Genomic DNA, 13,833 nt, shown 5'->3' with positions numbered 1-13,833 from the left:
TAGGAGCCGATAGTATGCCGCTCATTGGTTCACCTGCAGGTCAAATCAATACATTAACCTGCGATATCATTCAAAGATACCGACCCTAATACCAACCTAATAATGGTCCCTCTGACCTGTGGCCGTACAGAAAACGCCCTACACTATAATGATTGACTGGCGGCCACTTTATTCCCTTTTACTGATCACTTTTCATTACCACGGGATCGACACTCAAATAAGCTCTTAGTATCCACTCATTACGCATCGGCCGCATTGACTAGAGCTAATCGTGGCGCTTGAATGATCAGCGACGACAACACTCTAACTTGTGCAGCGAGTTCATCGTTCCATTCGGGCCAAATTCGGGAAATATACGTATTCGCACCTTCCCCTGCTATTTGAAAACCATCATTGAATGTCGCGGACATTTTTTTGAACGACTTATCTTCATCATCCACCCACTTACCTCGACTAAAGCCCGCATCGACGTTAGCCAGTGCCGTTTTAGGGAAGTAGCACAGAGGTTTCGTCATTCCCTGATAATAGAGACGAACAAATTCATTGAGTAAATCTTGTGCGTACTTGGCATCATCGATGGCGGGATACAGTTCGTGCACAACGCCTTCTTTTCGATCGTAACCAATAATGTGAGTCGGTTTCGAGATGCCAGAAATGGAAAGCAAGAGGTGGTCAATCCAAGCAGACAAATAGTCTTGAGAGCGAATTTTACCACTGCGGTAACGCACAAGGCCGGATTGATAATGATGGGTCAACCATCCATGTAACTGGACGTTTTTTTCCTCCCCTAGCACATCGATCATCAGGCTTACATCTACATCGTCTTGTCTCTGACCACATAGAAATGACAGTGTTTCCAACAGTTCTTCGGCTTGTGCTCGATTAGTTTCAAACTCTATATCACCAAAAGCGCCAACGGGCAATTTACCTTGCGCTCTCTGTTCACAAACAAATCTCTCAACAATACTTTGGCTGTTAGGGTTACCTTTTAGGCGATCGTCCAACAAGCTATCAAGCAATTGATCCCGTAGCTGATAACTTTCCAGCCCATTCAGCACAAAGGGTTCTTCGTTTTCCATAATGGGTAACGGAGGTTCAAAAGACACTTTTAAGCGGCGGTTAAAGAAGTACTGAACGGGTAAGCGCCAAAAACGTTGCAGCTCCACTAAATCGAGTTCAATCGGAAATGTCGCTCCAAGTAAAAAATCACTCAACTGACGCTCAAACTCACCGCTCTTTTGGCCTTGTCGATTCACAGCAGGCATCCACTCTTTAGCGTAGCTGCCAGACAAACTAGAGAACTCATTTGGGCTAAATGGCACCATCGCATGTTGAGTAATGAGTGATGCGACCAAGCGATCACCCGACGCATCACAAGGAAGATCCTGATCATCCGAAAGACAGTAATTTTGGTGACAATACTCCAACAGCTCCGACACCAACACAGAAGGGACTTTCTCGGTATTGTCTTGAATCGAGCGGCCAACATAACTGATGTACAGTTTTTGAGTGGCCGACAAGATCGCTTCTAAAAACATGTAGCGGCTGTCTTCTCGTCTTGAACGATCACCGGCTCTGAAACTCCGCTGTAAATAGTCAAAACCTTCAGTAATATCATTCGGTGGGTAAACACCATCATTCATACCCAGTAAACACACCACATTAAACGGTATTGAACGCATAGGCATGAGGGTACAAAAGTTGACTTGCCCTGCTAAGAAACGCTGACTGATTCGAGTACCTGAGAGCTTATTGTTCAGATATAAGCTAACGACACTCGGGGCTAACTCTTGATGATACCCCGCGTCGAACAACTGCTCTTTTAACGTAGAGAGCGTATCTCGAATGGCAACCAGAGCCACTTCACCTTCTAATTCAACCGTAAAGAAATCATCCAATAACTGGTTGAGTGTTTCTCGCCAACGTTCAACGGATTGAGTCTGCGCTAGCCTCTTACGGTAATCGCCAATCAGCTCAATGAAGTGTGCCAGTTTTCCTGCTAATTCAGCCTGTATGCCTTGCACTTCATTATAAGGAGCCAGTAACTCACCGTTTTGGTTGTCACCCATTTGGAACAGCCCTGAATCCTCCGTCATGGCGTAGCCAAGCATCATCCTTTGAATGCCAAACTGCCAAGTATTTTGAGTCGCCTCAGGCAATTCAAACTCTTTTGCTGTGAATGCATCAAGCCCCCAGCGGATGCCCGACTCTTCAATCCAGCGTTTTGCCTGTGTGAACTCTTCATCACTTAAGCCAAACTTAGCCATCATGGCTGGGGTTTCAAGTAACTCAAGAAGTTCAGACGCCAAGCATCGTGTATTCGGTAAATCCACCAGCTGCATAAAAGCCGCTAAAATGGGGCTTTCCTGGGTAGCCGTTCGGTCAGAAATAGAAAAAGGAATGTAGCGTTCTCCGGGCGCGTTACCGAACACAGCTTGAATAGCAGGGCTATAGGCGTTGATATCAGGCACCATAACAATGATATCGCGCGGCTTTAAACCAGAATGGTGGTCAAACATACCAAGCAATTGATCATGCAAGACTTCAACTTCACGCATAGCGCTGTGACAAGCATGCAAAGACACGGAGCCATCATCCAACGTGACGACTTGTTTATGGGTACTGGAATCGAGGCGTTCATCGTTTTGATGCTCTTCAAGGTTTAAAATATCGGCCTGAAGCTGATGAAGCAACGAATCTCTAGGGATATCAACAAACGCTTCGATTTCATGTGACTCTAGCTGAGAGAGCAAAAACAGATTGTCTCGCCCTAGCTTACCCAAAGAAGCCAACAAATTATTACCAGCAACATCGGTATGGAGTTCATCGACAACGTTATCTGCAAGTGACCCTTTTAACTGTTCCGTTTGCCCACCAATCTCGGAGTGATCATTTTGCCACTCGAGATGTTGGCGATGCTTTGCGGCCAATTTCGACAGATATTTTTTGTCTCGCACATCTCCCCAATAGTACCGACAAGGGTTGGTAAACATGAGGTGGACATCAATATGCTCACCAATCGCTTTTAATGCATCCATATAACGTGGAGGCAACGAGGAAATACCAAAAACAAACAGGCGTTTAGGTAGGTGACTTAATGAACCTTGGTAGTGCGCTAAAGTTTCAATAAATTCCGCGTAAAGATTGGCTCGATGATACGGCGACTGTTCAAGTTCGATCGTATAGTCATAAAGTGCTTGCCATAAGATTGGCTGCCAAGGGTGATCCCCTTCCAGTTCAGCGACCGTTTGCCCGGCTTCCCAAGCGGCTATCCACTCAGGCCGATAGACAAGGTAACCATCAAAAATATCGGCGATTTTCTCCACCAATTGATAGAGCTTTGAATTGTCTTCATCATCGTTAAGATAGCGAGCAAGGGGTTCAAAATGCTCATGCTCTAACATCGAAGGAAGCAAGTGCATTAATTTCCACGTCATCCCCTCTTTATTGAAAGCACTGCGTTTGGGAACATCGGGCAAAATCTGCGTGAACAATTCCCAGATAAAAGTCGCAGGTAATGGAAATTCGAGGTTTGCAGCAATGCCAAACTCGTTCGCCAGCTCCATTTTCAACCATTGAGACATGCCGGGGCTTTGAACCAGAATCTGTTCTTTTTCAAACGGGTTTTCTAATGGGTTTTGACGAACAAGCTCGACTAAAAGAGACTTGAGAATATCGATTTGATTGGAGTGATAGACGGTAAACAAAATACGCTCATACTATTCTTGCCGCAGATAGAATGAGATTAGCATAGGGACACATAATTCGAGAGTGTTATAAGCACATGATTACAATAAACATGACGAGGTGTTCAAACTGTTCACAAGACATCTCAAAAATGGACAAAAGGAATAAAAAACACCCACCGTACTGACTGACATAGCAAGGTGGGTGTCGATTTTAATGAAGAAATTTTTCGATCTCACGGTCGGTTGCAACTCCCTACAAAGACTGCACCTAATCCGCTAGACCTAGAAATCATAGCAAATGCTCACTAGCTGTTAGCTTTTAGCAATCAGATCTTTATAAGCAATCGTTTTGCCTTGCGGTTTCTCATTTTTCAGCTTCATTTTCGGAGAACCCGGTTGAGACAACCAGTAATCAGGATCTTTCTTCGGATTCAGTTTCGGCCCACATTCACCTTGAACACCACTGCGCTCAAGACGCTGCATCACTTTGTCCTGCGCTTGTGCTAATCCATCCAATGCCTCTTGTGGTGTTTTTTCGCCACTCGCCGCTTCAGAAACGTGTTGCCACCACAGCTGAGCAAGCTTCGGATAATCAGGGACGTTCGTGCCTGTTGGTGTCCACTGCTTACGTGCATCACTGCGGTAGAATTCAACCAAACCACCCAGTTGAGGCGCGGCATCGGTCATGGCTTGAGAGTTGATATCCGACTCACGAATCGGCGTTAGACCAACCAGTGTTTTCTTAAGACTGACGGATTTTGAGACCACAAATTGTGCGTATAACCACGCCGCTTGGCGTCTATCCAAAGGCGTACTGTTTAGGAATGTCCATGCACCCGCATCTTGGTAGCCGAGTTTCATGCCCTCTTCCCAGTAAGGTCCGCGTGGAGAAGGTGCCATGCGCCATTTTGGCGAACCGTCTTCATTCACAACGGGCAAACCAGGTTTGGTCATATCAGCAGTAAAGGCGGTATACCAAAAGATTTGCTGCGCAATAGAACCTTGTGCAGGTACTGGCCCTGCTTCACCAAACGTCATACCTTGTGCTTCAGGTGGCGCGTATTTTTTTAGCCAATCCACGTACTTGGTTGTTGCGTAAACCGCAGCTGGGCCATTGGTCGCGCCGCCACGAGCCACATCGGAACCGACTGGGCTACACCCTTCAATACGAATGCCCCATTCGTCAACAGGAAGCCCGTTTGGAATGCCTTTATCGCCCGCGCCAGCCATTGAGAACCATGAATCGGTAAAGCGCCAGCCCAGTGATGGATCTTTCTTACCGTAATCCATGTGACCATAGATGCGCTCACCATCGATCATTTTCACTTTGTCAGTAAAGAACTCAGCAATGTCTTCATAAGCAGACCAGTTTAGTGGCACACCCAACTCATAGCCGTACATTTCTTTAAATTGTGCCTTGAGATCATCACGCTCAAACCAATCCGCACGGAACCAGTATAAGTTGGCAAACTGTTGATCTGGAAGCTGGTAAATCTTACCGTCTGGGCCGGTCGTAAAGTCTAACCCAATGAAATCGGGTAAATCTAAGTACGGGTTGGTGACGCTTTTTCCTTCACCGGCGATAAAGTCTGAAATAGGCACAACTTTTCCGTAACGGACATGCGTACCAATCAGGTCGGAATCGTTAACATAACCATCATAGATATTACGTCCAGTCTGCATTTGCGTTTGCAGTTTTTCGACCACATCCCCTTCTTGAATCAAGTCATGATTGACTTTGATCCCAGTAATTTCATAGAAAGCCTTCGCGAGCACTTTGGCTTCATATTCGTGGGTCGTGAGGGTCTCAGACGCCACGTTAATTTCCATGCCTTTAAACGGTTTCGCTGCATCAATGAACCACTGCATCTCTTTCTCTTGTTCACTGGTGGTCATCGTTGAAGGGGTAAACTCTTCGTTCAACCACTTACTGGCTGCCGCCATATCAGCGTAAGCATTTGGAACAAGCGCAGCAAAAGCGATAGAAAGCGCCATGCAGCGAGAGAGATAAGACTTTTTGATATCCATTTTCATTATTATATAACTCCAATTATGAGTATTCGTGTTTCACGTTATTTGTTGCGCTGTTACATCACTGACGGTCTTTTTCACATCGAATGACTGTTTGGTCTTCGTGAAAAAGTACCGGCAAAAACGCACCCTCAGTTCGTTGTATTTATCCCCATTTCAAAACGGTACCAAGCCAAATTACGCTAAGAGTAAAAGGCACCCAGATAGAGAGTTCCGAGAGTCCAATAAATCCAAGATGGACAAATGCAGAGCTCAGTAACCCAATAAATAATCGATCGCCACGAGTGGTCGTAATCGGTAAAAATCCTTTTCGTTCTATGCAAGGTGTTGTGATTTCATAAATCGTCATCGTTAATAAAATCAAACCAATCCCAAGAAAGAACAGTGCTGAAGGTGTGGTCCACGCCATCCAAGCCATTTTGCTTACTCCTTATACTCGACCCAATGCGAAACCTTTCGCGACATGATTTCTAACAAACCAAACCACCAATATGCCCGGTAGAATCGTTAATACGCCTGCTGCTGCCAATACGCCCCAATCAATCCCCGACGCACTGACAGTTCGGGTCATCACCGCGGATATCGGTTTTGCATCCACAGAAGTTAACGTCCGAGCAAGCAACAGTTCGACCCAACTGAACATGAAACAGAAGAAGGCCGATACGCCAATACCAGAGCGGATCATTGGTAAGAAGATCTTCAAGAAGAACTTAGGGAAGCTGTAGCCATCTATGTACGCGGTCTCGTCGATTTCACGAGGCACCCCCGACATAAAGCCCTCCAAAATCCAAACCGCAAGCGGCACGTTGAAAAGACAGTGCGCAAGGGCAACGGCAATGTGGGTATCAAACAGACCAACCGAAGAGTAGAGTTGAAAGAAAGGCAGCAAAAACACGGCAGGCGGCGCCATTCGATTGGTCAATAACCAAAAGAACAAGTGCTTATCACCCACAAACTTATAGCGAGAAAACGCATACGCAGCAGGCAATGAAACCGTTAGCGTAATCACCATGTTCATGACCACGTAGGTAATGGAATTGACATAGCCCATATACCAACTGGAATCTGAAAAAATGGTGGCGTAGTTCTGGAACGTCCAATTTTCAGGGAAGAAACTCAGCCCACCGAGAATCTCTTGGTTCTCTTTAAACGACATGTTCAATAGCCAGTAGATAGGCAACATCAGGCAAATGATATAGAACGCCAAACCGACTATTTGTGTGTAACGGGTGTATTTAGATTTCGTCATCGACATGATAATTTCCTTATTTATTCTCGCCGTGTGTCATTGCGGTATAGAACACCCAGCTCACCAACAAAATAATGAGGAAGTAGATGATCGAGAATGCAGCGGCAGGGCCAATATCAAACTGACCGATCGCCATCTGAGTTAGGGTTTGGCTTAAAAATGTGGTTGAGTTACCCGGCCCACCACCCGTTAATACAAACGGTTCGGTATAGATCATGAAGCTGTCCATAAAGCGAATCAGCACGCCTATCAGCAGGACGCTTTTCAGCTTTGGCAACTGGATGTAACGGATAATGGACCAGGTTGAAGCGCGGTCGATATTCGCTGCTTGGTAATACGCATCAGGGATAGCGCGAAGACCAGAGTAAGACAACAGCGCAATGAGCGACGTCCAATGCCACACATCCATGAGAATCACAGTGAGCCATGCATCCAACGGATCGCCTGCGTAGTTATAGTCGATCCCTATGCTGTTGAGTGCCCAACCAAATAGTCCAATATCTTCGCGACCAAAAATCTGCCAAATAGTCCCGACCACATTAAGAGGAATCAGTAAAGGAACCGCCAGAATAATCAAGCAGAACACCGACCATCTTCCTTTTGTTGGCATAGTCAGGGCGACGATAATGCCAAGGGGAACCTCAATCATTAATATGGTAAAAGTGAACCCAAACTGTCGCAAAAGCGCACTGTGCAAACGCTCATCGTTGAGCGTATCTCGATACCACTCGGTGCCAACAAAGTAGGCCGAATTAGCATCAAAAATATCTTGTAGAGAGTAATTCACTACCGTCATCAACGGCACAATGGCACTGAATGCCACCAGAGCAAAAACCGGTAAAACTAAAAACCACGCTTTGTTATTAGTGACTTTGTTCATGCCACATCCCCCACATTGACCAGAAACTCATCGACATACAGCATCGTCCATTGCTCTGGAATGCTAATAAAAGCCTCGTCTTTAGGAACAACCTGATCTTCTTGTAGGCGCGCTTTAATTTCATGCAGCCCTAATTTCAGCGTAACAATCTTGTAGGTGCCCAAATCTTCCACATGCAGTACTTTGCACCGCAGTGCCGTGTCGTTGGCTTTTTCCCATATGTGAACAAATTCCGGGCGAATGCCTATCTTGATGTTGCTACTGCTCGTTTGAGCAATCGCGTGTCGGTAGGCCTCAGATAATGGGATGTCGACATCGTCAAAACGAACGCCCGTTTCTGTTGGAGTGACCTCCATTAGGTTCATGCCGGGGCTGCCAATAAAGTAGCCAACGAAAGTATGATTCGGCCGTTCAAACAGCTCTCTTGGAGTACCAAACTGAACAATTTGACCGTTGTACATCACCGCAATTTCATCCGCGAAGGTAGATGCTTCAAGCTGATCGTGGGTGACATAAATCATGGTGATATTAAACTGTTGATGTATCTGCTTAAGCTTTCTACGCAGTTTCCATTTCAGTTGTGGATCGATCACCGTTAACGGCTCATCAAACAGTATCGCCGATACATCATCTCGCACTAGTCCACGCCCCATAGAGACTTTTTGTTTTTCATCGGCGGTGAGGTGTTGCGCTTTTTTCGAGAGCACATTGGTGAGCTCCAAAATCTCCGCTATCTCAGTCACCTTTGAGTGCACTTTGGTCTTATGAATTTTCATATTACGAAGTGGAAAGGCCAAATTGTCATACACCGTCATGGTGTCGTAGATAACTGGGAACTGGAAAACCTGAGCGATATTACGATCCTGTGGGCGCAGATCATTCACTTTCAACTCATCAAACAGGACTTCGCCTTGTGACGGACTCATGAGCCCCGAAATGATGTTTAACAGTGTTGATTTTCCGCAACCAGACGGGCCAAGCAGAGCGTATGCGCCACCTTGTTTCCAGACATGATTCATTTCTTTAATGGCATAAATAGAGGAATCTGTCGGTTTTTTATCGTAGGTATGAGCCAATGAATTGAGTGTGATTTGAACCATCTCGATTATCCTCTTACATCATGAGTTGGGGAATGGATGAGCTGCTCATCCATCCCGAACACATAGAATTTATGGATGGGTATATAGATTTTGATGCTTTCATCGACGTCATAACTGTGAACACCCGGTAAGTGCAGAACCAAATCAAGAAGATCGTTTCGAACATGCAAAAAGGTTTCTGAGCCGCTGATCTCCGCCACTTCCACTTGAACCGTGAGCTCAACATCATCATCGTTCTTTGGCAGTAAACTGAGATGGCTAGGACGAATCCCAAAAAGGTGCTCGCCTTTATCTAACTTGCTCAAGGACTGGTTAAGTGGAAAGTGTGAGGTTTTATCAAAGGTCACTTCGTTGTCGGTGATCTCACCATTGATCAGATTGATCGGTGGCTCACTGAACAAAATGGCCGAGTCTACGTTGTCTGGCTTGTGATACACCGAAGGCGTTAAACCCGATTGAATCACTCGCCCTTCGTGCAATATTGTGGTCGTTCCTCCGAGTGCTAGCGCCTCATTGGGTTCCGTCGTCGCGTAAATGGCAATGGTGTGTCTCGCTTGAAATAGCTCGCGCATTTCTTGTCGAAGCTCTTCCCTCAATTTGTAGTCAAGGTTAACCAATGGCTCATCAAACAAAATGATTTCAGCGTCTTTCACCAAGGCTCTCGCCATGGCCGTACGTTGTTGCTGCCCGCCTGATAACTCTAAAGGATGCTTATGGAGATGCTCTGTGATTTGTAGCATGGCTGCGGTGGCATGAACGCGTTCTTTGATGTCACTTTCGGCCATTTTGGCCAGACGTAACGGGGACGCGACATTTTCAAACACAGTCAAGTTGGGATAATTAATGAATTGCTGGTACACCATTGAGATGTTTCTTTCACGGACAGACACGCCAGTGACATCAACACCGTTTACCCAAATACTCCCTGATGTTGGGCGATCCAACCCTGCGATGAGCCTCATCAATGAGGTCTTCCCTGCCAGTGTTCGCCCGAGCAATACATTAAATGAGCCCGGTTCGAAGGTCAGGCTCACATCTGAAATGTGCGCCTCTCCATCCACCAGTTTGTTCACTTTATCCAATCTTAATGACACTTAACACTCCTTGAGCTCTGAACAAAATCACTTTCGATATTGTTCGATATTGCCAAAGTCATGCCAAAACATCATTTCATTAACAATTCATTCACACACCAAGCTCGCAGCCCTTTATTTATATAGAAATCATTAAAGATAATTGATAAAAAGGCGCTTTAATTACAATTCATCAGGTGAGATCCAAGTAACATTTGTTAACAAAATGTGTTCAAGTGGAAATGATTGGTGATATGTTGACTGAACACTTTGTGAACGTTTGTGTTCCAATACGAACAATTAGAATAAATACTTAATTTTTTAAAACGTAGAATCCGAACTGAGTTAATTTTAAGATGGACGATAAACATCAATCAATCATTGAACAATCTTGGCAGCGCTGCCGTCAATCCGGGCTATCACACAGCAGCAACCCCACCGTTGAGTTAGAAACCGGCTATCTGTTCAACCAAGCGTTAGATGAACATTCAGGGCTCATAAAAACCACACATCATAAAGTTCTGCCTTTCTATGACAGTTTGCTGGCTAACAGTAATTGCTTGATTACCTTAACGGACACTAACGGATTGGTTTTAAAAAATTGGGGAGAGCAACGGTTTTTCTCGAAGCATCAACCTGATGTGTTTCAAAATGGCGCACATTGGCGCGAGAGTTTGATCGGAACTAACGCCATTGGAACGGCTCTAGAAACAGGGTCAATTGTTCAAGTCTTTCGTGATGAACACTTTTTAACGTCGAACCGCTTCATGATGGGATCCGCTGCCCCATTATTTGATTCAGAGAGAAAAATGGCCGGCGTCTTATCCATATCAAGCGACGCTTACATGCCCACCTCTCATACACTTGGCATGGTCAAGTTGATGTCTCAAGCTATCGAGAATCAACTTATCGCTTCTCAGTTTCAAGATGATCAGTACCTCCTCTGGTTCAATACCTCTCCAGAAAATATAGACAGTCAGTGGTCATCGTTACTTGTATTTAATGAAGATGGCGTCATTATTTCCGCCAATCGCCGAGCAGAAATCACGTTGGGCCAAGGGTTAGCACTGCAACGCCTTGATCAACTCTTTGATGTTAAATTGACGCAAGTACTCTCTCATCCCCATTACAATCCAATGTCGTTAGTCAGCCACTCAAAACACAATTTCTTTGCGATTGTGACGCCACCTAAAATGCCCGTAGGTCGTAAGATTGATTACCGAATCCCGACAAAAAAGCCATCGAATACACTACCTAAAGTCCCTATCGAACTGGACAAACTCAACATGGGTGATCCTCGACTTGCCAAGGCGATCTCCCAAGCAAGTCGGCTTTTAAATACGGATATCCCGATTCTGATTCATGGTGAAACCGGTGTGGGTAAAGAAGTGTTCGTGAATGCATTGCACCTCGCAAGCGATCGTAAACACGCCCCAATGATCGCGGTTAACTGCGCTGCGATTCCAGCTGATTTGGTTGAGTCTGAGTTGTTTGGTTATGAAAAAGGGGCATTCACTGGCGCCAATCAAAAAGGCTACATTGGATTGATTAGAAAGGCAGATAAAGGCACTTTGTTTTTAGATGAAATCGGTGATATGCCAATGAATGTACAAGCTCGACTCTTGCGAGTTTTACAAGAAAGACAAGTGACGCCACTCGGTTCAACCACCTCTTACCCTGTCAATTTCAAGTTGGTCTCCGCCACGCACTGTCATTTGAAAAACAATGTAGAACAAGGGACTTTCCGCCAAGATTTGTACTATCGAGTGACGGGATTGAATATTACCCTTCCTCCCCTACGTGAACGGACAGATAAAGTGGTGCTTATCGAGCACCTCTTGAGCACGTTCTCTCTCGACGATCAACAGCCTAAACTGAATCGAGAAGTTCTGGAGATGTTTACTTCTCACCCGTGGCCTGGAAACATTCGTCAAATGGTCAGCGTCATCCAAATAGCACTCGCGATGGCTGGCACTGAAACCGTAACGGCCGACCACCTACCTGACGATTTTCTTTTGGATGCCGAATATCAGTCAACGCCCCCTTCAATACTCGCGGTCGATTCAAATGAAACTTATCAGTGTATTCGATCATCAAACACCCGCCCAGCGGAGGCTAACACTTCAATCACTAAAAATTCAGTCACAGACGCTGTAGTAACCGATGCATTAGGAATAGATGCACTAGGAAAAAGAAATGAGTTAGTAACAGGCGCTTCGACGATGATTGACAACGCGCAATGGCTAAATGTTTACGAACAACATGGCCGCAATGTGTCAGCAACGGCAAAGCAACTGAACATCAGCCGCAACACACTCTATAAGCGCTTAAGAGAACAAGGGCTGAGGTAAGTTCGCTCATGGTTGGAGATATTCAGCTCACTATGTCACTTGTATTAGGTCACTTGTATTAGGTCACTTGTACCATTTCACTTGCAATGTGTTCTGTTATACCTAACTATCTTTGACTATCGTTCAGAACAGTTAAACATATAGGCGTATGGCTTCCAATATTTCACTGAAACAGCTGAAAGTATTTACTACCGTAACTCAGCACAAAACACTCACCTCTGCTTCAGAAGCTCTTTATCTGTCTAAAGCCGCTGTCAGTATGGCGCTGTCTGAATTGGAAAAACAGATCGGTCACGCTCTGTTTGATAGAGTCAATAACCGCCTAATTATCAATCAAGAAGGGATAAAACTTCTTCCGCTTGCCGACGAACTCTTGCATCGAGTCAGTGATATCGATGAACTATTTAATCACGGACAAATTCTAACAGGGCAGTTGCGTATAGGTGCGAGCGATACCATTGGCAACCATGTCGCACCACAACTTCTTAGCCGTTTTCGCCTTGAAACAAACCACCTAGCGCAAAGCTTATTTATCTCTAATTCCAGCCTAATTTGCCAAAAGTTGGTCGACTACGAGCTAGATCTCGCCCTCATAGAAGGGAAGACCCAGCATCCAGAACTTATTTCCAGTCAATTCAGTCAAGATGAGATGTGCATTATTTGCCCTTGCGATTTTCCAAATGCAGATGATGCGTCAGTCCCGGTGAGTGCTTTAGAGAACAGTCAATGGCTGCTACGAGAAGCTGGCTCTGGATCCCGAGAGTTTTTCTTACAGGCGATTGCTCCACGCATTGAACACTGGCAAGAAGCATTTGAACTGAACACCACTGAGGCATTAATTAACAGCGTTTCAGCTGGATTAGGTCTCGCTTGCTTATCACGATTGGCCGCAGAAGCCGCACTGAACGATGGAAGAGTCAAAATGCTCAAGGTTCCTCTCGACATGACACGGCAGTTTTGGCTACTTGTGCATAAAGAGAAATACCAAAGTCCACTTCTCAAGCGATTTATTGACTTTTGTCATCAAGTGAATAAAGAGTCACCACATAGCTCCCAGAAATACCCATCTCACTAGACTTAAACGAACGCAAGCTGTATAAAAAGACAGTGATGTATTTATTTGAATCGAGGATTGACCATGGCTGTAATCGTTAAGTACGTGGTGGAACGCAACGGAGAAGAGAAAATGACTTTTACCTCTAAAGCCGAAGCTGACGCTTATGATAAAATGCTGGATATGGCAGATGAGCTGTTTGAACTACTCAGCAAGAGTGATGTGATAGAAGATGAAGGCAAGCAAGAAGAGCTTGCTATGTACCTTGCAAAGAACAAAGAAGAAGTGCTTTATGCTCTTGGCGCTAAACGCAAACCCGCGCCTAAAAAAACAAAAAAGATTGAAGCAGTAATTGACGCGCCAAAAGAAGAAGACGCGGCTTAGCCTTTTCTTATGAATATCGAAA

Annotated in this window: 10 protein-coding genes; 3 read left to right on the top strand and 7 right to left on the bottom strand. The window is 45.2% G+C overall.

The genetic code is table 11. The features are described 5' to 3' along the window. Positions 1-239: 239 nt before the first annotated feature. The 7 genes from recC to A1QO_RS00090 form a co-directional block, all read right to left on the bottom strand. Entirely contained in the window at positions 240-3,707 is a 3,468-nt protein-coding gene (gene recC, locus A1QO_RS00120; protein ID WP_017040317.1) for an exodeoxyribonuclease V subunit gamma, read from the bottom strand. Between the two features lie 294 nt (positions 3,708-4,001). Next, positions 4,002-5,723 carry an extracellular solute-binding protein gene (locus A1QO_RS00115; protein WP_017035013.1) on the bottom strand — a complete coding sequence of 574 codons (1,722 nt, stop codon included), beginning with the start codon at positions 5,721-5,723 and terminating at the stop codon, positions 4,002-4,004. Between the two features lie 142 nt (positions 5,724-5,865). Then, positions 5,866-6,138, bottom strand: a complete 273-nt coding sequence (locus A1QO_RS00110; RefSeq protein ID WP_017035012.1) for a DUF2160 domain-containing protein — start codon at positions 6,136-6,138, stop codon at positions 5,866-5,868. Positions 6,139-6,150: 12 nt separating this feature from the next. Further along, positions 6,151-6,969 (bottom strand): carbohydrate ABC transporter permease, encoded by an 819-nt coding sequence (locus tag A1QO_RS00105; protein ID WP_038126140.1) that lies wholly within the window; start codon positions 6,967-6,969, stop codon positions 6,151-6,153. Between the two features lie 16 nt (positions 6,970-6,985). Then, positions 6,986-7,849, bottom strand: a complete 864-nt coding sequence (locus A1QO_RS00100; RefSeq protein ID WP_017035010.1) for a carbohydrate ABC transporter permease — start codon at positions 7,847-7,849, stop codon at positions 6,986-6,988. Continuing rightward, positions 7,846-8,949, bottom strand: coding sequence for an ABC transporter ATP-binding protein (locus A1QO_RS00095; protein WP_017035009.1), 1,104 nt, complete (start codon positions 8,947-8,949; stop codon positions 7,846-7,848). Before A1QO_RS00095 ends, A1QO_RS00100 begins: the two co-directional genes overlap by 4 nt. A gap of 5 nt (positions 8,950-8,954) precedes the next feature. Then, positions 8,955-10,043: an ABC transporter ATP-binding protein gene (locus A1QO_RS00090; protein WP_017038021.1), complete on the bottom strand. Its 1,089-nt coding sequence runs from the start codon at positions 10,041-10,043 to the stop codon at positions 8,955-8,957. A gap of 335 nt (positions 10,044-10,378) precedes the next feature. Between A1QO_RS00090 and A1QO_RS00085 the strand changes: the two genes are divergently transcribed. The 3 genes from A1QO_RS00085 to A1QO_RS00075 all read left to right on the top strand — a co-directional run bounded on the left by A1QO_RS00085 (position 10,379) and on the right by A1QO_RS00075 (position 13,811). Next, the gene (locus A1QO_RS00085; RefSeq protein ID WP_017040316.1) at positions 10,379-12,373 is read left to right on the top strand and encodes a sigma-54-dependent Fis family transcriptional regulator; all 1,995 of its coding nucleotides are present in this window, start codon (positions 10,379-10,381) and stop codon (positions 12,371-12,373) included. Between the two features lie 148 nt (positions 12,374-12,521). Then, positions 12,522-13,448: a LysR substrate-binding domain-containing protein gene (locus A1QO_RS00080; RefSeq protein WP_017038024.1), complete on the top strand. Its 927-nt coding sequence runs from the start codon at positions 12,522-12,524 to the stop codon at positions 13,446-13,448. A gap of 63 nt (positions 13,449-13,511) precedes the next feature. Further along, positions 13,512-13,811, top strand: a complete 300-nt coding sequence (locus tag A1QO_RS00075; RefSeq protein WP_017035005.1) for a YebG family protein — start codon at positions 13,512-13,514, stop codon at positions 13,809-13,811. Positions 13,812-13,833 lie beyond the last annotated feature (22 nt).

Source organism: Vibrio genomosp. F10 str. ZF-129 (assembly GCF_000287055.2).
GTDB lineage: Bacteria > Pseudomonadota > Gammaproteobacteria > Enterobacterales > Vibrionaceae > Vibrio.
The sequence above is the reverse complement of the archived record's forward strand: the minus strand, read 5'-3'. Positions and strand labels throughout refer to the sequence as shown.